The sequence below is a fragment of the Acinetobacter sp. CE-15 genome (assembly GCF_051059255.1).
In the GTDB taxonomy this organism is placed as follows: Bacteria; Pseudomonadota; Gammaproteobacteria; order Pseudomonadales; family Moraxellaceae; genus Acinetobacter; species Acinetobacter guillouiae.
Window position 1 is genome coordinate 1,993,818 of record NZ_CP192737.1, and the last position, 21,394, is coordinate 2,015,211.

The following is a 21,394-nucleotide window of genomic DNA, read 5'->3' on the forward strand; positions in this document are numbered from 1 at the left end:
TTAGTAAAGGCTTAAAATCAGGCAGTAAAATAAATGATAAAACAGCAAGAAAGACTGAGTCCATTGCAAGTTGAAAACCTATTTAAAACCTTAGCACAGCGTTTTCAGCAGCATACAGAACGACATGCACAAATGAGCTGGGATTTTGTTCAGAAACAACTTTTGCTTTGTCCTGAAAAGTTATGGGCTTTACAACAAATGGAAATGACTGGCGGTGAGCCTGATGTGGTTGTTTTACCGAACTCAGAAGGTGTGTATTTTTTTGATTGTGCAGTTGAGTCTCCAAAAGGACGGCGTAGTCTGTGTTATGACCGAGAGGCATTACTCAGTCGCAAGGACCATCCTCCTGAAGATACGGTGATCGACTGGGTAAATAAGCATGCCTTAGCACTAATGACTGAACAACAGTATTATGCTCTACAGCAAATATTCAATTTTGACTTAAAAACATCCAGCTGGGTCGAAACTCCAACGATATTACGTCAGCAAGGCGGGGCGATCTTTTGTGATCAGCGTTATGGGCGTACATTTACCTAATATTGATATTTAAATTAATGATTTTCAGTTTTGGTTTTGGGAGCTGTATGCCTATCCAAGCACGACATTCATGTTGCTAAACGAAAGATCTGTCATAGATGATGAAATGATATGTACGCTATTTATAAAAGCGCTAAATTTATATGATGGTTACTCAGCTAATGAATATGTATTTTATAAAATGAGCTTTTGAATTATTGAGTCGAAAAAAAACGGCAAGATCACTTGCCGTTTTTTATTAAAGGTTCGGATTAGAAGTTATATTCCATACCTAAGCCAATAACAGTTTTCTTTTTCTCTGGTGTAGATGTAGTTGACCAATCACGCTTTTGTTGACCAACAACACCGTAGAAGCGAGCTTGCTTGTTGATGTTGTAATCAGCGCCAATCCCGTAAAGGTCTTGTTTACGATCATCACGGCCATCTAGTTCTGTCGTTGCAGAAATATATTCAGCTTTTAGCTTAATCGGTGTAGAAGGAATTGCGTATGCAGCAGTGATGCCATAAGCATTTTCTTTCAAGCCTTTGAATGATGTTACTGTAGTACCAGAAGTGGTTGCAACAGTATCATCAGACGGTTTAGCAGTTTGCCATAATGCACCAAATACTAAGCCATCAAGACCCGCAGGTTTCAAGTCTACAGAACCTGTAACACGGATTGCGTCAGAGTAGATTGTGTTGCTACCTAATTCAGAGTTATATGCATTATATTTAGATGCAACACCGAAGTTACCTGCAACAGCAGCAGCAAAACCGTAGTCTTTGTTGTCATAAGTAAGTGATGTAGAGATACCATCTCCGAAACTATCACGGCTACCTTTTTGACCTTTAGCATCATTTTTTAAAGCAGATGATTCTTCACCTTGCTGGAACATGATGTTGAAAGCTAAACCAGCCAATAATTTTTTATCAGTTTCAAAACCGATCACGTTTTTTAAACGATCTTCACCAACTAAAATCGCAGTCATATCGAGTTCGTTGTGATCGTTGAAGATATCTTGGTTGTTACCAGCAGCATTTTTGAAATATGAATCAAACTGACCAACTTTTAACGTAGCGATACCGTCTGATTTAATCCCCACGAAACGGTTACGGTTAGTGAAAGCATCGCCATCACCATCAGCACTGATTTGCCATTCTGCCAAGTAAACAGCAGACAATTTATCTGTTAATTTCTCTTCGCCTTTAACACCAATACGAGAAGCGTTAGAGTTTACTTTAGTTACGCTTTCGTCTTTAAAGCCATTCTTATCAATTTGATCTAAAGTTACGTTGAATTTACCATACAATGTTGGCGCTGCTTGAGCTGCGCTTATGCTAAGGGTGGCGATTGCTGCAGCGAGTAGCACTTTTTTCATTGAGATTTCTCCAAAACATGTTCAATGGGTTTGCAGTTACTTTTTTTATTCAGTAAGTGTGGGTTTGTGCACTACTTACTAACTTGCATGCAGTATCTGTAAACTTTGTTACATATCAGTGAAGAAAAAATGACAATTTAATGACGCGAATTTAACATTTGTGTAATTTGAATAAAAAAATGAGGCTTGATTAGCCCCATTGATTCTAAAAAGGTTTTTAATTAAGCAGTGCAGCCTTAATTTTTTCAGCAAACCCTTTAATTTTTTCCTGATCGCCCATTTGAATAGCATGACGACCTAATTCATGCACCGAGCTCGGAATCAAATGAAAGTGTACATGAGGTACAGTTTGTCCAGCAGCAGCTCCAGAAAGTTGCATCAATACAATACCTTGAGCATCCAAAGCTGTTTCAATTGCTTGTGCTATTTTTTGCACAATCTTGATTGTATAAGCTGCAATTTCAGGATCTAAGTCGAGCAATGTCACAGCTGGAGTCTTCGGAATAATCAGGGTATGCCCATCGGCTTGCGGCATGATATCCATAAATGCAAGCACATGATCATCTTCATAAACTTTAATTGCAGGAAGTTCACCACGTAAAATTCGTGCAAATATATTCTGATCATCATAAGCCATGTTTATTTCCTTGAAGGTGTGAATGTGATTATTTACAGTTCAATTCTTTCTGACGTTCCTTGATAGAGTCAAGTTTTTGCTGCTCTTTTTCAGAAAATTTAGGCTTACTTGTATAACAATTGTCATTATTATATTTTGCTTTTGCTTCAGGATCTTTAAAACAGAACCCTTTTGATGCATAAATGACATTGTAATCATCTTGCAATTTTTTACATTCTTGGGTGTTATCAGCAAAAGCGTGACTAGCGACTAAAATAGATAAACTAGAAAGTGTAGCAATTACATATTTATTCATGATACGACCTCGAAATTGACATATTTACATGTCACTTAATGTGATTATAAGGTTTAGTTGTGATTATTCAATGACGAAAAATTAATCTAATGTAATTTTGCTCCATGATTCATACATTTTTACCGCGGTAGAAAAATCGCTATCAGGCTCTGAAAGACTATTGGCTGCGGTAATTAAGCTTTGTGTTAAACCAAGAATAGGTGCTGATAATCTTGCATCACGAACTAAATCAATGGCAATACCTGTATCTTTTGCCAATAAGGGTAAAGCAAAGGTCAGTGGAAAGCTACGATTGAGGATACGTTGCGGTAGTGCAGTTTCAGTCACACCACTTTTACCACTGGATGCATTGATACAATCAAGTGCTTCATTTAAATCTACCCCATGTGCTTTCAGCGTGGTAAATCCTTCAGCAGCAGCACATAAATGAACCGCCATCATCATATTATTTACAGCTTTTACTGCAAAGCCTGCACCTGAGTCCCCAACACGTTTAATTAATTTACCCATCGCTTGCATTGCAGGTAGGGCAATTTGAAACGCTTCTGCTGAACCGCCGACCATAAAGGTCAGTGTTGCATTTTCAGCGCCAATGGTTTGACCACTTACAGGTGCATCCAAGAAGTGAATATTATTTTTGAGAAGATACTCAGACTGTTTACGCGCAGCATCAGGTACACCACTGGTACAATCGACCCAAATCGCGCCATTTTTGATCTTTAAATTTTGGATTAAATCATCAATATCTTGACTGGTTGGTAAACATGAAAAAATAATATCAGCTTGCACCGCTTGATCGAGTTCGACAGCTTGAGTACCAAACTCAGTTGCATGTTGCTTGGCCTTTGCAAAATTTCGATTCCACACATATACGGTATCAAAATGTTTGGGTAAATGTGCTGCCATACGATAGCCCATTGCGCCTAAACCAATAAATGCAACTGTAGTCTTCATATCTATCTCTTAAATTTTTGTCGATCTTTGTTCTAACCATCTGGACAGTGTAGGCCAAAATTCATCTGCACTTTTTTGACTAGACATTAGCCCTAAATGTCCCCCAGGAATAAGAGTAAACGTGACATCACTACTCTTTGTCAATTCGCTTAAAGGCTTAACTGCATCTGCGGTGACCATTTGATCATTTTTTCCAGCCCCAATCATCAATGAACAGTCAATATTGCGAAGTTCAATTTTATGGTTACTGAGCTGAATTGCCCCATTTTTCAGTGGATTTTGCAGCCAAACATTAAATAACATGTCTTGATTAACACCACCGGGGTAATCCACCATGTGATTTAAAAAATTTCCAAGGGTAGCGTGTTCATGTAAGAGCTCTTTGTCGTCTAAATTTAGCAACAATTGTTTATGCCCCTCATACCAACCCTTTGGATCTAAAATCTTAAAACCAATGGCATTGAGTAAGCCCGGGGTATGGATCAGTTTTTTCGGTAAACCACCTTTATATAAAGTATCTTTGAGTTTTTGATTCTTTATAATCAGATTATTTATTTTTTGATAAAGTTTACCGATACCACCCGATGCATAACTGTCAATTGGGCTGGCCAGTATAATTAAGTTTTTAACATAATTGGGTTGACGTAATGCCGTGTAAAGTAATACAAAAATGCCGGCCATGCTCCAGCCATGCAATGAGATTTGCTCACTTTGAGCATGTTCTCGAATTTTATTAATGCATAACGGCATAGCTTCATCAATAAAATATAAAAAGTTTAAGTTGCGATCCTGATAACTGAGTTTTCCCCAGTCCAATAAATACACATCATAGCCTTGTTCGGTAAAATATTTGATAAGTGAACGATAAGGGTAGAGGTCGTAAATTGCCATATTGATTGACAATGGCGCTGTAAAAACCAAAGGTTCCTTAAATTTTTTTTCAGCAGCTGCGTAGTAACGCACTTTGGTTTGATGATGCTCCGCAATAATTTCATAAGGGGTACTTTGAGATAAAACCAATGACTTACCATTGAAGATACGAGTGGTTAGATTCTTCAATTTGGATTTGCGCTGTTGGAACTTAGCTGATACTTGTGTCATAAGCGGTGATTGTCTCATTTTTATGCAGATTTAAGCGAAGTGTATGTGATAATTTACGATTTTACCTTGACCTTAAATACATAGGGCGCTCAAAATGTTGGCAATATTTTACAAAGGCAGTTTTTGGACTGAGTAGTTGAAATGAGCCAGCACGACGACATTGAATACCAACTTGATACTTTAGCGATTCGTACAGGTCATACACGCAGTTTTGAAGGTGAACATAGTGAACCAATTTTCCTCACTTCGTCATTTGTGTATGAAAATGCAGCGGAAGCAGCAGCAAAATTCTCTGGTGCTGAACCAGGTAATATTTATTCACGTTTTACCAATCCAACTGTAGCAATGTTTGAAACGCGTTTAGCTGCACTAGAAGGTGGTGAACGCGCTGTGGCAACAAGCTCGGGTATGGCTGCAATCATGGCCGTTGCAATGTCGTTCTTAAAGGCAGGCGATCATGTGATTTGTTCACGTGCTGTTTTTGGTTCTACAGTTTCATTATTTGAAAAATATGTCGCTAAATTTAATGTCGCAGTGACTTTTGTTGATTTAACTGATTTAACCGCTTGGCAAAACGCGGTTCGTCCTGAAACCCGATTACTGTTTGTTGAGTCACCATCAAATCCCTTGGCTGAAGTCGCAGATATTCAAGCATTATCAGATTTAGCACATGCAAATGATGCTTTATTGGCGATTGATAATAGTTTTTGCACACCAATTTTGCAGCGTCCATTACAATTTGGTGCAGATTTAGTGATTTACTCTGCCACCAAATATCTAGATGGACAAGGTCGTGCACTGGGTGGTGCTGTGGTCGGTAGTCACAAATTACTTGAAGAAGTATTTGGTTATGTTCGTACCACTGGCCCATCGATGAGCCCATTCAATGCATGGGTCTTTTTGAAAGGTTTAGAAACCTTAAGACTGCGTATGAAAGCGCATTCTGAAAGTGCACAAAAAATTGCCGAGTGGCTGGTTGCTCATCCAAAAGTGAAAAAGGTTTATTTTGCTGGCTTAGCAGATCATGTTGGGCATGAGTTAGCAGCCAAACAACAAACTGGTTTTGGTGGAATCGTTTCTTTTGAAGTGAAAGGTGAACGAGAAGGTGCTTGGAAAGTTATTGACCATACACAATTCATCTCGATTACAGGTAATTTAGGTGATGCTAAGTCAACAATTACCCATCCAGCAACAACGACTCATGGTAAGCTTTCTCCTGAAGCAAAAGCAGCAGCGGGTATTCGTGAAGGTTTAATCCGTTTGTCTGTTGGCTTAGAAGATGTCGATGATATTATCCGTGACCTTTCTCATGGATTAGATTTAATTTAAGATAAGCAAAATTTGCAAAACAGTTTCTTTCATTTTCTTCTAGGCTTTTAAAAAACTAGTCATGAAAGTGCAAGACAGAGATTTAATTTAGGACTTTTGTTCGGAGTATTTTATGAACATTAATATGCTTATGCAGCAAGCGCAACGTATGCAGAAAGATATGGAAAGCAACGTTAAAAAGGCAAAAGAACAACTTGCTCAAACTGAAGTGAATGCTGAAGCTGGTGGCGGCTTGGTAAAAGTAACAATGACTTGCCGTAATGTTGTTAAGCGTATCGAAATCAGTCCAGATTTGTTACAAGACGATCCAGATATGATTGAAGACTTGATTGCAGCAGCAATGAATGACGCGGCTCGCCAAGCTGAAGTCATTACCGAAGCGAAGATGAAAGAAGCCAATTCAGGTATGGGTTTACCACCAGGTCTTTCAGGTTTGTTCTAAGGAATCATAGGTGTTTAGCGACCGTTTTGATCAACTCGTACAAGCTTTACGAATCTTACCCAGTGTTGGGCCGAAATCGGCTCAACGTATGGCACTCCATCTGATCATGAAAAATAAAGAAGGTGCTATTGGTTTGGCGCATGCGCTAAATGAAGCAACTTCCTATATTCATGAATGTAGTGTTTGTCATTCTTTAACTGAAAATGAAGTCTGTGATATTTGTTGCTCAAATGATCGGGATGATCAGCTGCTTTGTGTGGTTGAGTCTCCTGCAGATGTAATGGCAATAGAACAGTCTGGTAGCTTTAGAGGCAAATATCATGTATTGGGTGGGCATTTGTCGCCATTAGATGGTATTGGTCCTGAAGAAATAGGTATTCCATATTTAGTACAGCGTTTAACCGATGGTAAAATTACTGAAGTAATTTTAGCCACCAATGCAACTGTAGAAGGGCAAGCGACTGCGCATTATCTTGTAGAAGCGACAAAACATTTGTCTTTGCAAATGACACGAATCGCACAAGGTGTTCCACAAGGTGGTGAATTGGAATATGTGGATAGTCATACATTGAGTCAGGCTGTTCATAATCGCATGAGAATGAAATAGCGATCCTAGACTTGGTACCATTTAGAGTTTGTTGAGCTTGGGTGTTTAGCGTAAATGCGATAACGATTAAAAGATCAACAAACTCTGTCTCATTTAAAAATTATTTACATTCAATCTAAATTTTTTAGGTAAACTCAAGCTAAAGCAATGATTAGCCATGTTATTTATTACTTTAAAATATACTTTTATTAAGTTGTAAAACCTATATATAAAATAAATATTCACAAGAAACTTTATTGAAAAATAAGGTGTTTACGGAGAATTAGTTTAAAAATATTATATTTAAATTTTATATATTAAGGTAAAATCATATTTCATTTGAATGTAACATTTTGACTTAAACTGACATGTTTCAATTTATTAATCAACAGACCGATCTCGAACATGTGTTGAACTTGATGCAACATACCTCGACTTATGGTCTAGACACTGAATTTATTAAAGTCGACACACTTTGGCCAAAACTCGGTGTATTCCAAATTAATGTCAATGGTCAAGTATTTTTGCTCGACGGCACAACCTTAAATTTAGATCGCTTTTGGTTTCAACTTTTTCAAGCACAGCAAAATATTTTTCATGCTTGTGGAGAAGATATTGATCTCATTTATCATTATGCAGATCAGAAAAATCTGAAAAATGTCTTCGATACCCAAGTGGGATTGTCTTTTTTAGGACATGGTCTACAGGTCAGTTATCAAAATGCATTGAAATTGGTGTTAGAGATTGATATTGATAAAGATCAAACACGTTCAGATTGGCTGGCTCGACCGTTAACAGATGAACAAATGAATTATGCAGCCAATGATGTTTTATACATTATGCGTTTGGCTGAAAAAGTAAAAGCTGAATTGGTCGAGAAAAGTTTATACTCACATGTGCTTGAAGATTGTCAAAATTTAACCTTTGAAATTGCTTCAGAAACACCAAAAGAAAAATTATATTGTGATATTGGTAATTATCGTCATTCCAGAAAACAATTGATGCAATTGCAACAATTAAGTGTTTGGCGTGAAGAAATGGTCAAAGCACTCAATCAACCACGGAGCTTTATTCTAAAAAATGCCACAATGATTGATTTGGTTGAAGTTAATCCTAAAAATAATTTTCAATTGTCCTCTGTGAAGGGAATACGTCCAAATATTGTGCGTGAACATGGAAAAACAATTTTAGATTTATTGAAGTTTCTGCCTGAAACCGATGAATGGCCACTGCGTATTGCACGACCAATCAAGCATTCTTCTCAGGGAATCACCCTTGAAGTGGATGAGTTAATTTCTCAGGTTTCATTTGAAATGCAAGTACCTAAAGAAGTACTTATGCGTAAAAAATGGTTAAATGCCTTGTATCATCATGTGGTATTTCATGGCAATGAACAGGATTTACCCGGTTATTTGTTGGGGTGGCGCTATGAATTACTTACCCAGCCACTTATCCATCTGTTACAAGAAGATATTAAGTTTTTAAGTATGCAGATGAAGGTCAATGAATAGCGGCTGTTGCTGTTGTTGTTTAGATGAATAATCACCAATAGCCAAGAAAGCTTACTGCGTTATTGTTGATCAAAGATTTAGCAATTGGACATAAATAACGACTGATGCGTTAACTTTCGATAATGTATCCGTCGTTTTTTTCATGTATGCTGTCAACTAAGTTTTACTGAAGCTGTTGTTTAAAATGCATTGTGATATTTATAAATCGAGCAAAAAAGATGAAATGTATCTTTATGTGGCTCGCCCAAATCATCCAAATACAGACGAAAGTGCAGATCCCTTAGCGGCTCTTTCTGAGCCACTACGTGCTGCCTTTGGTCGTGCAACGCATGTAATGCATCTTGAACTGAGCGAAGCTCGACCTTTGGCACGTGTAAATGTGTTACATGTAATCGATTCACTCAATACAAAAGGCTTCTTTATTCAAATGCCGCCAGAAGGTTTAATTAACCCAAATGCGGTTGAACCAGAGGGATTACGTGGTGCTTGATCAGTTATCAGGAATATGGGCAAATTTTTTAGATCTATTTGATGCTATCCCAGAAGATAATATCGCAATAACCGTCTATATTCTTGGGACGCTGTTGATTTTATGGTGCTGGTATTCGATTTCAAAACGATTGCCATCGCCACTTGGCGGTATTACATGGATCATTGTATTTGCCGTTCTTGCAACCCCGACCATTTCTGAAGGACCAAACTCAGCGATTGCGCCAGCAATATTTGGACTGTTATTTGGTATTCTTACCAAGGATTCACCATTGATTTGGTCAAATCTTGCCTTAATTACTTTTGTCATGGGTATTGGTTTAGTCATTGGATTTTTTTGGTCTAAATACAAAACCACGAAAAATACCCAAGCAAGCGCTGTAGCAAAAAATATTTCACCACTTTAAATAAAAAATAAAGGTAAGTTATGTCTGTCGATTCTCAACAATTCACAGGTACTGAACAGTATATCGCAACGGATAGTTTAAAACTGGCTGTAAAAGCAGCTCGAGCATTGCAAAAGCCATTATTGGTGAAAGGCGAACCTGGTACAGGTAAAACCTTATTGGCTGAACAAGTTGCTGAGAGTCTAGGTCTTAAATTAATTACTTGGCACATTAAATCTACAACCAAAGCACAGCAAGGTTTGTATGAATATGATGCAGTTTCTCGTTTACGTGATAGCCAGTTGGGTGATGACCGTGTTTACGATATTAAAAACTACATCAAACCAGGTAAGTTGTGGGATGCATTTACCAGCGAAGAACGCTGTGTATTGTTGATTGATGAAATAGACAAAGCAGATATTGAATTTCCAAATGACTTGCTACATGAATTAGACAAAATGTCATTTTTTGTCTATGAAACAGGCGAAACCATTACTGCAACTCAACGTCCAATCGTAATCATTACTTCAAATAATGAAAAAGAACTGCCAGACGCATTTTTACGTCGTTGTTTTTTCCATTATATTGAATTTCCTGATGAAGCAACGATGCGTGAAATTATCGCAGTTCATTTTCCAAATATCTCTGGAACATTGGTTTCAGAAGCATTACAAGTCTTCTTTAAATTACGTCAAGTGCCTGGCTTAAAAAAACCACCTTCAACATCTGAATTGATTGACTGGTTAAGTTTGTTAATGGCAGATGATATGCCAGAAGACATTTTGCGTAATCATGATAAATCAAAAGCGATTCCACCTTTATATGGTGCATTGATTAAAAATGAGCAAGATGTACAGTTGCTTGAACGCTTAGCCTTTATGTCACGTCGTTAATGAGGAGATCGCAACATGTTTGTGCGATTATTTTATACCCTCAGAAAATATGGTGTTCCAGTTTCAACACGAGAACTCATTGATCTCAACCAAGCAATTAGTGAAGGCTTGGTTTTTGCCGATCAAGATGATTTTTATCAATTAGTAAAGACAGTCATGGTCAAAGATGAACGCTTCTTTGACAAATTTGACCGTGCTATGAAAGATTATTTTGAAGGTATTCATACTTTTGATATCGATGATCTGCTCAGCAAAGTTCAAAAACTTCCCAAAGACTGGTTTGATTTAGAGTTACTTGAAAAACATCTCACACCTGAACAACGTGCTGAATTGCTGAAAGCAGGTTCGCTTGAAGAACTGATGAAGATGTTGGAAGAACGCTTGCGTGAACAACATAAAAAGCATCAAGGTGGCAACCGAATGGTCGGCACAGGTGGAACTTCACCGTTTGGTGCTTTTGGTGACCATCCTGAAGGCGTGAGAATTGGTGGCCCAAGTCGTAAAAATTCAGCAGTAAAAGTTTGGGAACAGCGTAAGTATCAAAATTTGGATGATGAACAAATTTTAGGTACTCGACAAATGCAAATGGCTTTACGTCGTTTACGTAAGTTTGCTCGTCAAGGTGCTGCAGAAGAATTAGACATTAACAGTACCATTTATGAAACTGCCAAACAGGGCATTTTAGATGTACAAATGGTGCCTGAACGGCGTAATCGTATTAAAGTTTTGATGTTGTTTGATGTAGGTGGGTCGATGGATTCGCACATTGCACAATGTGAAAAATTGTTTAGTGCGGCAAAAACTGAATTTAAAACCTTAGAGTATTTCTATTTCCATAACTGTCTATATGACTATGTGTGGAAAGATAATCATCGTCGTTCTTCTACCCGAATGAATACATGGGATTTATTTAATACCTATGGTAAAGACTATCGTGTAATTGTGGTGGGTGATGCAAGTATGGCACCTTATGAGCTGAAATCGGTCGGTGGCTCTGTTGAATATATGAATGATGAAGCAGGAGACGTATGGTTACGCCGCTTACGCAATCATTTTGAAAAAACAGCATGGTTAAATCCAGAAGAGCAAGGTTATTGGCATTACACACAAACCATCGCATTAATTAAACAATTATTTGACGATCATATGTTTCCAATGACCCTTAAAGGTATTGAGGATATGACGAAATATTTGTCACGATAGATTATTCGAAAGCAAAGTTGTTATTCATAAATTCAACGGCTGATTTATTAAATAGGGAAAGAAATGGATCATCAAATAAATGGTATTGCATTACCAAATGAACAAGGCTTTTTTGGTGAATATGGTGGTCAATTTATTCCACCTCATTTAAAAGAAGCAATGGATGAAATCAATGTCGCATATGAGGAAATTCGTAAAACGCCTGAATTTCAAAATGAATTGGCTGATTTATTTGCCAATTATGTAGGTCGCCCTAGTCCTTTATTCCATGCAAGACGCCTTTCTGATCAATTGGGTGGCGCACAAATCTATTTAAAGCGTGAAGACTTAAATCATACAGGCGCACATAAAATTAACCATTGTTTGGGCGAAGCTTTGCTTGCCAAATATATGGGAAAAACCAAAGTGATTGCAGAAACAGGTGCTGGTCAACATGGCGTTGCACTTGCAACCGCATGTGCTTTGGTTGGTATTCCATGTGAAATTCATATGGGGCAGGTGGATATTGAAAAAGAGCATCCCAATGTTGTGAAAATGAAGATTTTGGGTGCAAAACTGGTTTCAGTCACTCAAGGTACTGCAACACTGAAAGATGCTGTAGATAGCGCATTTGAAGAGTATTTAAAAGACCCTAAAAACTTTATTTATGCGATTGGTTCTGTGGTTGGGCCGCATCCTTTCCCAAAAATGGTACGTGATTTCCAATCTATTATTGGCAATGAAATTAAAGTTCAAACCCAAGATCGCTTTGGCGCACAACCCGATTATGTGGTTGCGTGTGTAGGCGGTGGTTCAAATGCAATTGGCGCATTCACGGCATTTTTAAATGATGCAGAGGTTAAACTGGTTGGTGTGGAACCTGCAGGTCATGGTCTGGATACTCAACAGCATTCAGCAACATTGACTTTAGGAAAGCCAAGTCAGATTCATGGTATGGCTTGTTATGTACTAGAAGATGAACAGGGCGCGCCATTGCCTGTGCACTCGATTGCATCTGGTTTGGATTATCCGGGTGTAGGCCCTCAACATAGCTTCTTAAAAGATTTAGGCCGTGTGGAATATTCTACAGCAACAGATCAAGAGTGTTTAGACGCATTTATGACCCTTTCACGCGTAGAAGGGATTGTTCCTGCATTAGAAAGTTCTCATGCTGTGGCGTGGGCAATTCGTGAAGCGCCTAAATTAGCGAAAGAAATCAAAATTGTTATAAACCTTTCAGGGCGTGGTGATAAAGATGCCGACTATGTTGCTGAAAAGTTAAATCTAAACTGATAAAAAATTGATTTGATCTAAAAACCTAGCTTTGGCTAGGTTTTTTATTTTTTCGTTAAATTTGAAATTCAGCCTTGGATTTCGTTTAATGAACTCGATTGTTTATCCCCGTGATAAATGAAGACATGCAACTCAAAGCTGGTGATTATTTCTATTATCTAGAAATTTAAAAAAGGTTTTACATGCAAGCTGAGCTGCCAATTTTCTATACACAATAAAAAACCCTCCACATGGAGGGTTATATTTTTATAATGTCACTTAACCTGAAATATATTGTCTTAACTGTTCAATCAATTTTCGTTGATCTTCCATGGTGGCTTTGACTAAATCACCAATAGACACAAATCCAACTAACGTTTCACCTTCAATCACAGGTAAATGGCGTAAGTGTCCGTCAGTCATTAAATTTAAACATTCTTCAACCGTATGGCCACGTGTCACAGAAATCACTCTAGACGTCATGATTTCAGCGACCGTTGTATGGTCAGAGGTACGCTGCATAAGGGCAATTTTACGCGTATAGTCGCGTTCTGAGAGGATTCCGACGACCTTTGTATCTTGAGTGACAACCACAGCACCAATACCTTTGTTTGCCATAAGTGTAATGGCTTCTAATACTGTGGCAGAGGGTGAAATCGTATAAATTTCACGACCAATCTTATCTTGGATTACTTGTGCTACTGTCGTCATAATTATTCTTCCTTTTCTAGGGTGCTTACCAATCTGCACACCTTTAACTTAACTGTATTTTTTAACTTTGCAAATACTTTGCAGTCATAAAAATATAAAGTTTATTTTTTACAACAATTTTAAACCGCTAAAAATATATCTTCGCCTTTAAGCCGGTTGAAATTGAACATGACTATGGAAAAAGAAATGTTCCATTTGAGAAGTTGAGAGTTTAAATTTTCGAGATGAAGAATTAAACAATGCAGGCATGATATTGAGCCGTGTTAATGTAGGTAACAGCGATTCTCTAAAATCTTTAGGTGTTATTCTGCGGGGGGTGTAGTGAGGCCAATGAATCTTTGCATACTGATGGGCTTGAACAGCGTTTAGCCAAAAAGGAAAATAAACTTCATTTGAACCAGACTTCATTGCCCAGCCATCGTGGTAAAGTCCCCAAAGTACACCACAATACATGAGTGATTTTAAAATAGAAATTTTAATAAACAATTCATTCGAAATGGGTTGAAGATGAATATACTTTTTCATAATTAACAATCTTATTTAGTACATTGCCTATTGTAGTTGAAATTCTTATAAGAACTGTTGGTGCTTTATGCTCAATCGTAAGCATTTATTAAAACAATAAAAAATGTATTGAAAGCGTAATGATTTATTAAAAAATAAAAAGAATAGGGGTTAAAAAAACGCCACCTAGGTGACGTTTTATTATGCTTGCATGGTTGCCATCTTTTGCCAATATTGGGCTTTTAGAGAATCACGTTCAACGCGGAAACCTTGGTAGTAAAGTTCTGCAAGAAACATTGCTGCTTTACCATGACCGGCTTTCGCTGCATCTTCTAATGCTTTTACCGCTTCTACAAAGTTCATTTCACACTGGATTGTATTTACAGCATCTGCATAAACGTGTTCTAAGTCTTGGTGAGAGATTTGATGAATCATATATAACTCCTTATTGTAATTATGATCTTTTAACATAGCTCCCCAACGGAGCTTATACTTAACTAATCTAACTTAACTTTATTAAACTAATATTACAATTAGCCTTATTTGTCAAGCGATTTGAAATCTATGCTTGACGAAGATAAGATTACATGATTAAACATTAATCAGAAATAATATTTATTAAAATCAATATGAGAATTAAGACAAAGGGAGAGCAAAATGACAAACACTATAGATGGCTTTATTTTTGATGTACCCGCTGCTGAGTCTCAGATCGTAGAATTAGCTCAGTATCACCGTAAACAACTGGATGAGGCAATTTATCATCAAGAAATCCATCTTGGGGATTATTGTTTAGCCCAGCGTAAACGCGTGTACGATTATACCCGAAACTTAAATCCAGTGCAAAAAGCAGGCTTTTATCGAATCTATGATGGTGAATTAAGGCGTCTTGCTGATGATGATGATTTGCATCCTGCACATGCAGAGGGGGGAGTAAGTATCTTTGCTGTCAGTATTGCATTGGCAATAATCGCGATTATTTTATATTTCGCATTCTTACGTGCAACGATCCTTTAATTGGCACGATATAGAAATGATTCACGCGTTGTTTAACTTGGCTCAGGCCCTTTTCTTGAATAAGAGAAGAGGGCTTTAAATCTCATATCGACAGGCGATGATATCTATGGGGAGATTATTTAAGCACTGTCGTTCTCGCAATTTTGATCTTAAAGATCATCTTACAACCGATCTTCAGCTGTCTTGAAGAAAGCCCTATATTTTTATGGTCAGGATGATAAACTATCTGTAATTAGAGGTAGTTCATGCAAAAATTCAAAGATTATTTTCAAAAATTATTCTATTCATTTCCTGTGGAAAAAATCTTGAATTCTTTTGTTGTTGTGATCATCGCACTGATGATTTTTCTTGCAACATTGGCTTTAACACGGCCAATTAATCCAGATCAATACAAATATGTGATGCAATATTCACAACAAGCCGCCAATCCTAAGACGCAAAAAATTGCCAATCAATTGCGCCGCCAAGATCGTATTTATGTGGTTGAATATTTACGTCTACTACGTGCCTATCATTTTGAAAATCAACAAGTAAAACGATATCCTGCGGTGGATAGTAAAGATCCGCAATAACTGATAATACTCATTTGGTTGATTCCGCTTGCGGACGAATTGTTTTTTGAATGATCAATGTCGGGACATCTGGCATGGCTTGCGTATCCGCTTGCTTGTTTTGATTTGTACTGGATTGATCTGGGTTGGCTAAATCAGCACTTAACATGTCTTTTAATTCATTCTGATCCAGTGTTGGTGCAACAACAACCAAGGTGAGACGATCCGCACGAAGATGTTTTTGAATGGCTTTTTGAACTTGTTTGGTGGTGACTTGGCTTAATTGCTTTTGATATTGGGTCAAATAATCCGCAGGAAGTTGATAAAAACCAATCGATGCGATTTGGGCATTGATATTGGCATTGGAACTAAAGGTCATTGGAAATGAACGTAACATGCCTTCTTTGGTTTCTTCGAGCTGTTTTCTTTGGATTGGATTTTTTACAAAATCACGTAAGGCTTGATGTGCAACTTTGATACTGTCCATCAATTGATTTTGTTCAGTAGAATAACTCAAACTAAAAAAACCCTGAGCCAATGTGGAGGTCAAATTACTATATGCTCCATAGGTATAACCCCGTTTAACCCGGAGTTCTTTCATTAAAATGGAATTAAATCCGCTTCCGCCAAACATTTGATTGGCAACTTCTAATGCAACACGATCAGGATCGCTGCGCTGAATAGCCAAGTGTCCCATCATCACATTTGCTTGTGTTGAGTTGAATGGAATGTAATGGATATTAAAATCACTTTGATCTTGTGGTTCAGGAAGTGTTTGTGCAGCTTCACCTTGGGTTAGATTTTGACTGATTAAATTGGCCAGTTGGGTTGCATCGGCTGCAGTTAAATTACCAGTAATCGCAATATTCATATTTTGGGCGACAAGCAGTTTTTGTCGATAAGCCCTAAGTAGTTCTGGGGTAATTTTTTTAAGGCTGCCATTGGTCCCTACAGTGGGTTCGGCATAAGGATGTTGTCCATATAAAGCACGATAAAAGCGAATATTCATAATCCGACTTGGATTTTCTTGGATTTGCTTTTGCCCAACCTTGGTATTATTTAGCACAAGATTTAAACCCGATGGATTAAATTGTGCATGATTCAGCACATGCAACATGGTATTGATGGCAGGGTTTAATTTTTCAGGATCTGACAAGACCCGAAGTCGGACGACAAACATATCACGGTACGCGGTAACGCTAAATTGAGCGCCTAATCCTTCAAATGTAGACGCGATTTCTTTTGCTGTATATTGATCTGTACCTTCAGTGATCAGTTTGGCTGCCATATTTGCCATACCATACAAACCTTTTCCTAGTGCTTCATCCTGTGACGAACCTGCATTAAAGGTGAGTTGAATATCCACAATAGGTAGGTCAGTGGCTGAAACAAACAGTGTTCTGACTTTTTGGTTGTTGGAGAGGTCTTGAACAAAGGGCGCTTGGTATTGTTGATGTTTATCTAAATTTTTTAAGCTTTGTAAGGTCGAATTTGCCTTAAGTGCTGAATCATCTATAACCGCATCCGTTTCATCATGATTGTCTAATTCAACCTCTGCATGGTTAAGGGGGGAGTAGAGTAAGCTGATGCACACAAACAGGGGTATTTTTATCGAATAGGTCGAGAATGGATTAAAATTCATGAGAGATCCTTTTTTATTCTTTTGTACTTTCAGGCATTAAATACAAACTACTCAGATTGGCTTTGACAAAATAAATATTGGCAATTCGTTGTAAATCTTGTGGTGTGACTTTGTCATAATGTTTGGGTAATTCATCCATTAAACGAAAACTTAGGCCGTTTACTTCCAAATTCCCAATCATATTGGCTTGTCCACCAATATCATCCTGACTATAGATTAAATTTGAAACGAAGTTGTTTTTGACACGATCGAGTTCAGCTTGATTGACCAATTCTGTTTTAAATAAATTCATTTCTTTTTCAATCGCTTTTTGTGCCTCATCCAGAGAAACATCATCACTTGGGATCGCGGAGATCATAAATAAACTGTCACCACGATTATAGGGGTCATAACTGACACTGATTGCGGTCAGTACTTTTTTATCTCGAATCAGACGGTCTTGTAAGCGAGCGGAGATTCCGCCATCCAGTAAGGACTGGATAATGGTCAGGGCGTAGGCATCTTGTGGGTTTTTTGCTGTAGCAATGGATTTGACATTCCAAGCCATAAACAAGTTGGGGACTTGTACTGGCAACTGCACTTCCATGTGTCGATAGCCCATTCGATCAAACTCTAAAACATCATTACGGTCGGGAAGCTCTTTTTTGGGAATTGCCGCAAAATATTTTTCAACCTGTTTAAGTGCCTGTTCTGCATTGACATCTCCCACAATGACCAAAGTCGCATTATTGGGGGTGTACCAAGTTTGATACCAATGTTTAAGATCATCCAGACGAATATTCTGTAGGTTTTTCATAAAGCCAATCACTGGTTGACGATGGTGACTGGTTGGATAGGCGATCCATTTAAAACGTTCGTAGGCTAGATTTCGTGGATTATCATCTGTCCGTTGTCGTCTTTCCTCCATCACCACTTTGATTTCAGGATCAAAGTCTTGTTGTTTGAGGACCAGATTCGTCATACGGTCTGCTTCAAGTTCCAAAGCCAATGGAAAATATTTCTTGGGGTAAAGCTGATAATAGTTGGTGTAATTTGTATATGTGGCGGCGTTGGTGCGGCCACCATAAATTCGGCTCAAACGTGCAAACTCATCATCAGGAACTTTTTTGGTTCCTTTAAACATCATATGTTCAAGCACATGTGAAATACCAAGTACATTACCAGACTCATCACTACTCCCCACGCCGTACCAAATTTGGGTCATAACAATTGGTGAACGATGATCTTCACGGATAATCACTTTTAAACCATTTTTCAGTGTGGTTTCAAAGGTGGTCCTAGAAAGTTGGCTTTGAGGCGCTGCCTGAAGTTGCGTATTTACCGTGTTAAAAGATAAAAATAAAAGTGGCGCAAGGATAACTTTGGATTGTCTAAGAAGATTTAAGAATTTAGATTTCAGAATATACACAGATAACCCAAAAATTTATTTTAAATTTAGAACTATTCTTAAAAAATTAATGATTTAAAGCAAGGCTGGAATGTTGCATTTTGGTTTGCTTGTTTTATCGCTGCTTTAACGCTAAAAATGATGCAATCTATGCTAAACTCATTCTTTTTTAACGCTATGCTTTTCAAGGAATCGGCATGCAAGAACAGCAAAATAAATTCTTGATTGATGCGGATATCGGGGATGACGATGTCACATTACCTAGTTTACCAGCCGTCAATGTGCCTATTATTGAAAATAATGTAGAAACACCTAAAACGGAACCTGTTCAAACTGAGAGCCAAGACGCACAGATTGAATCGGCAGATGAAAAATCTAAAGGTGGCTTTTTTAGCCGCATGAAAGAAGGTTTGACCAAATCACGTAAAAGCCTTGCCGATGGTATGGTCAATATCCTGATTGGTGGTAAAGAAATTGATGATGAGTTGCTCGAAGAAGTAGAAGAGCAACTTTTGGTTGCTGATATCGGGGTAGAGGCGACTAAAACCATTATTGCGAATTTGACTGAGCGTACAGAACGTGGTGATTTGATTTACTCACATTCATTGTATAAAGCGCTACAAGAAGAGCTGGTTGCTTTACTTGCACCTCGGGTAAAACCATTGCATATCGATCCCAATAAAAATCCATTTGTGATTTTGGTGGTGGGTGTAAATGGTGTGGGTAAAACCACCACGATTGGTAAATTAGCCAAACGTTTACAAGGTGAAGGCAAGAAAGTCATGCTTGCAGCAGGAGATACCTTCCGTGCAGCGGCAACTGAGCAACTTCAAATCTGGGGTGAACGTAACAATATTGCTGTCGTGGCTCAAGGTCATGGTGCAGACAGTGCTTCAGTCATTTTTGATGCTTTTGAAAGTGCACGTGCCAAAGGTGTGGACGTTTTAATTGCTGATACAGCAGGGCGTTTGCATAATAAAAGTAACTTGATGTCTGAGTTGACTAAAGTAAAACGTGTGATGCAAAAAATTGATGCAACTGCGCCACATGAAGTGATGTTGGTGGTGGATGCAGGTACTGGTCAAAACGCGATTAACCAAGTTGAAATGTTTGACGAAGCTGTAGGCTTAACAGGTTTAACCATTACCAAATTAGATGGAACAGCAAAGGGTGGTGTGTTGTTTAATATTGCCAGTCGTACCCATGTACCAATTCGATATATTGGTGTGGGTGAGAAGATTGATGATTTACGTCCATTCTCTGCAAAATCATTTGTTGCTGCACTGTTTGAAACAGATAAGTAATTTAAAAAACTATTTATCTTAAATGAGACTCCGCTTTATGCGGAGTTTTTTATTTTCTAAGATTGGGGTTGATGGTGGTACGTTATTGAGAGAAGGCATCATAAGAATGTCATCAAGTTGTACTTTAATGCGATGTCTAGAATCGTATGTCCAGATTTGCAATATTTTTACCACAAAACAAGCAATGAAAAGTATATAGGATATTTGCCATATTCTTATCGTTGAAAAGCTCAAAGCAATAGGCTGAGTTTAATGGTAAATTTTAATTGAATTGTTTGATTAATAAATACTTTAATTGCTATTTAAAAAGGGGACCACATAAACACAGTAGTATTTAAAAAGGCCCGATTTCAGATATTGTTCTAAATATAGAACACATTGTTATGTATATAAGCATGACGAAACTAAGAATGATGCAATACACTCAAACCATGTTAAATAACACGACCCATTTGGTCATAGAAGGATTAACACCATGTCATTTTTAAATCAAATCAAACAACGCCGTACAATTTATGCAATTGGTAGAGATTTAAGCTTAGACCAAGCGAAAATTGAAGAAATCATCAAAGATGCAATCAAGCATAGCCCATCTTCATTTAACTCACAGTCTTCTCGTGCTGTGATTTTATTTGGTGATTCACATGTTAAATTCTGGACAATCGTTTTAGAAACTTTACGTAAAATCGTTCCAGCTGAAGCATTTGAAGGAACTTCGGGTAAAATTAACAGCTTTATCGCTGGTGCTGGTTCAGTGTTGTTTTATGAAGATTTAAGCGTGATCAAAGCTCTACAAGAACAATTCCCATTATATGCTGATAATTTCCCAGTATGGTCTGAGCATTCAACAGGTATTGCACAATTTGCAACTTGGACTGCATTGGCTGAAGCGGGTATTGGTGCATCTTTACAACATTATAATCCAATCGTGGATGAAGAAGTGGCAGCAACATTTGATGTACCTGCTGACTGGAAACTTCGCGCACAATTAGTATTTGGTTCAATCGAAGCACCAGCGGGCGAAAAAACATTTATTGATGATGCAACACGTTTTAAAACTTTTAACTAAGTGAAGCATTTAGTTTCAAGCTGAGGTCTATTGCTTATTTAGCTTAGACCTTGCGATTCCAGAAACCTGTTTAGAATGAAAATTTTAAACAGGTTTTTTATGTGCAGTGCGTTATCCCTGCTTGTCGCCAGACAATAGGTAGAAGCCGTATGATTAAATAATCTAAAAAAGCATAAGTGGTTTAAAAAAATTATGTGATTCCACCTTGTTGCTAAAGATTCTAATCATCTAAATTGA

At 37.7% G+C, this 21,394-nt stretch carries 24 protein-coding genes; 14 read left to right on the forward strand and 10 right to left on the reverse strand.

Going from position 1 to position 21,394, the window contains the following annotated elements; all coding sequences use genetic code 11:
- The first annotated feature begins 33 nt into the window (after positions 1–33).
- Positions 34–537 (forward strand): DUF4256 domain-containing protein, encoded by a 504-nt coding sequence (locus ACQ7EO_RS09190; protein ID WP_434279437.1) that lies wholly within the window; start codon positions 34–36, stop codon positions 535–537.
- Positions 538–788: 251 nt separating this feature from the next.
- On the opposite strand, the gene ACQ7EO_RS09195 is transcribed toward ACQ7EO_RS09190, so the two are convergent.
- From ACQ7EO_RS09195 to ACQ7EO_RS09215, 5 genes are all read right to left on the reverse strand, one after another.
- On the reverse strand, positions 789–1,895 hold the full coding sequence (locus ACQ7EO_RS09195; RefSeq protein WP_004822251.1) for a porin: 1,107 nt from the start codon (positions 1,893–1,895) through the stop codon (positions 789–791).
- A 217-nt stretch (positions 1,896–2,112) separates the two neighbouring features.
- A complete protein-coding gene (locus tag ACQ7EO_RS09200; RefSeq protein WP_434279438.1) occupies positions 2,113–2,532 on the reverse strand; it encodes an HIT family protein in 420 nt (139 codons plus the stop codon).
- Between the two features lie 28 nt (positions 2,533–2,560).
- Positions 2,561–2,827 carry a YARHG domain-containing protein gene (locus ACQ7EO_RS09205; protein ID WP_004719576.1) on the reverse strand — a complete coding sequence of 89 codons (267 nt, stop codon included), beginning with the start codon at positions 2,825–2,827 and terminating at the stop codon, positions 2,561–2,563.
- Positions 2,828–2,908: 81 nt separating this feature from the next.
- Positions 2,909–3,781, reverse strand: coding sequence for an NAD(P)-dependent oxidoreductase (locus ACQ7EO_RS09210; protein ID WP_434279439.1), 873 nt, complete (start codon positions 3,779–3,781; stop codon positions 2,909–2,911).
- Between the two features lie 9 nt (positions 3,782–3,790).
- On the reverse strand, positions 3,791–4,882 hold the full coding sequence (locus tag ACQ7EO_RS09215; protein WP_056511927.1) for an alpha/beta fold hydrolase: 1,092 nt from the start codon (positions 4,880–4,882) through the stop codon (positions 3,791–3,793).
- Positions 4,883–5,023: 141 nt separating this feature from the next.
- Here ACQ7EO_RS09215 and ACQ7EO_RS09220 point away from each other — a divergent pair, with 141 nt between their 5' ends.
- From ACQ7EO_RS09220 to trpB, 9 genes are all read left to right on the forward strand, one after another.
- Positions 5,024–6,211 (forward strand): O-succinylhomoserine sulfhydrylase, encoded by a 1,188-nt coding sequence (locus ACQ7EO_RS09220; RefSeq protein ID WP_434279440.1) that lies wholly within the window; start codon positions 5,024–5,026, stop codon positions 6,209–6,211.
- A 112-nt stretch (positions 6,212–6,323) separates the two neighbouring features.
- Positions 6,324–6,653, forward strand: coding sequence for a YbaB/EbfC family nucleoid-associated protein (locus ACQ7EO_RS09225; protein ID WP_004719585.1), 330 nt, complete (start codon positions 6,324–6,326; stop codon positions 6,651–6,653).
- Between the two features lie 10 nt (positions 6,654–6,663).
- Entirely contained in the window at positions 6,664–7,260 is a 597-nt protein-coding gene (recR, locus tag ACQ7EO_RS09230) for a recombination mediator RecR (protein WP_004719588.1), read from the forward strand.
- A 347-nt stretch (positions 7,261–7,607) separates the two neighbouring features.
- Positions 7,608–8,750 (forward strand): ribonuclease D, encoded by a 1,143-nt coding sequence (locus ACQ7EO_RS09235; protein WP_016539239.1) that lies wholly within the window; start codon positions 7,608–7,610, stop codon positions 8,748–8,750.
- Between the two features lie 184 nt (positions 8,751–8,934).
- The gene (locus ACQ7EO_RS09240) at positions 8,935–9,240 is read left to right on the forward strand and encodes a YcgL domain-containing protein (RefSeq protein ID WP_434279441.1); all 306 of its coding nucleotides are present in this window, start codon (positions 8,935–8,937) and stop codon (positions 9,238–9,240) included.
- Positions 9,233–9,646 (forward strand): hypothetical protein, encoded by a 414-nt coding sequence (locus ACQ7EO_RS09245; RefSeq protein WP_016539240.1) that lies wholly within the window; start codon positions 9,233–9,235, stop codon positions 9,644–9,646. The genes ACQ7EO_RS09240 and ACQ7EO_RS09245 overlap by 8 nt, the downstream gene beginning before the upstream one ends.
- A gap of 20 nt (positions 9,647–9,666) precedes the next feature.
- Positions 9,667–10,518 (forward strand): AAA family ATPase, encoded by an 852-nt coding sequence (locus ACQ7EO_RS09250; protein WP_004719598.1) that lies wholly within the window; start codon positions 9,667–9,669, stop codon positions 10,516–10,518.
- A 15-nt stretch (positions 10,519–10,533) separates the two neighbouring features.
- Positions 10,534–11,721: a vWA domain-containing protein gene (locus ACQ7EO_RS09255; protein WP_004822231.1), complete on the forward strand. Its 1,188-nt coding sequence runs from the start codon at positions 10,534–10,536 to the stop codon at positions 11,719–11,721.
- Positions 11,722–11,784: 63 nt separating this feature from the next.
- Positions 11,785–12,993: a tryptophan synthase subunit beta gene (gene trpB / locus ACQ7EO_RS09260; protein WP_434279442.1), complete on the forward strand. Its 1,209-nt coding sequence runs from the start codon at positions 11,785–11,787 to the stop codon at positions 12,991–12,993.
- Between the two features lie 258 nt (positions 12,994–13,251).
- On the opposite strand, the gene ACQ7EO_RS09265 is transcribed toward trpB, so the two are convergent.
- The 3 genes from ACQ7EO_RS09265 to ACQ7EO_RS09275 form a co-directional block, all read right to left on the reverse strand.
- Entirely contained in the window at positions 13,252–13,683 is a 432-nt protein-coding gene (locus ACQ7EO_RS09265) for a CBS domain-containing protein (RefSeq protein WP_004822228.1), read from the reverse strand.
- 147 nt (positions 13,684–13,830) lie between these two features.
- Positions 13,831–14,208 carry a DUF2750 domain-containing protein gene (locus tag ACQ7EO_RS09270; RefSeq protein ID WP_004719606.1) on the reverse strand — a complete coding sequence of 126 codons (378 nt, stop codon included), beginning with the start codon at positions 14,206–14,208 and terminating at the stop codon, positions 13,831–13,833.
- Between the two features lie 180 nt (positions 14,209–14,388).
- Complete coding sequence (locus tag ACQ7EO_RS09275; RefSeq protein ID WP_004719607.1) at positions 14,389–14,622, reverse strand: hypothetical protein; 234 nt, start codon at positions 14,620–14,622, stop codon at positions 14,389–14,391.
- Between the two features lie 222 nt (positions 14,623–14,844).
- On the opposite strand from ACQ7EO_RS09275, the gene ACQ7EO_RS09280 reads away from it, so the two are divergent.
- Together ACQ7EO_RS09280 and ACQ7EO_RS09285 are read left to right on the forward strand one after the other, a co-directional pair.
- A complete protein-coding gene (locus ACQ7EO_RS09280; protein ID WP_004822225.1) occupies positions 14,845–15,204 on the forward strand; it encodes a hypothetical protein in 360 nt (119 codons plus the stop codon).
- A 245-nt stretch (positions 15,205–15,449) separates the two neighbouring features.
- Complete coding sequence (locus ACQ7EO_RS09285) at positions 15,450–15,776, forward strand: hypothetical protein (protein ID WP_004822224.1); 327 nt, start codon at positions 15,450–15,452, stop codon at positions 15,774–15,776.
- Between the two features lie 10 nt (positions 15,777–15,786).
- Here ACQ7EO_RS09285 and ACQ7EO_RS09290 read toward each other — a convergent pair whose 3' ends face one another.
- Both ACQ7EO_RS09290 and ACQ7EO_RS09295 read right to left on the reverse strand, forming a co-directional pair.
- Positions 15,787–17,397 (reverse strand): M16 family metallopeptidase, encoded by a 1,611-nt coding sequence (locus tag ACQ7EO_RS09290; protein WP_314335837.1) that lies wholly within the window; start codon positions 17,395–17,397, stop codon positions 15,787–15,789.
- A 13-nt stretch (positions 17,398–17,410) separates the two neighbouring features.
- Positions 17,411–18,805, reverse strand: a complete 1,395-nt coding sequence (locus ACQ7EO_RS09295; protein WP_056511802.1) for a M16 family metallopeptidase — start codon at positions 18,803–18,805, stop codon at positions 17,411–17,413.
- Between the two features lie 176 nt (positions 18,806–18,981).
- Between ACQ7EO_RS09295 and ftsY the strand changes: the two genes are divergently transcribed.
- Both ftsY and ACQ7EO_RS09305 read left to right on the forward strand, forming a co-directional pair.
- Positions 18,982–20,088: a signal recognition particle-docking protein FtsY gene (gene ftsY, locus ACQ7EO_RS09300; protein ID WP_004719613.1), complete on the forward strand. Its 1,107-nt coding sequence runs from the start codon at positions 18,982–18,984 to the stop codon at positions 20,086–20,088.
- A 475-nt stretch (positions 20,089–20,563) separates the two neighbouring features.
- The gene (locus ACQ7EO_RS09305; protein WP_004719619.1) at positions 20,564–21,157 is read left to right on the forward strand and encodes a nitroreductase family protein; all 594 of its coding nucleotides are present in this window, start codon (positions 20,564–20,566) and stop codon (positions 21,155–21,157) included.
- Positions 21,158–21,394 lie beyond the last annotated feature (237 nt).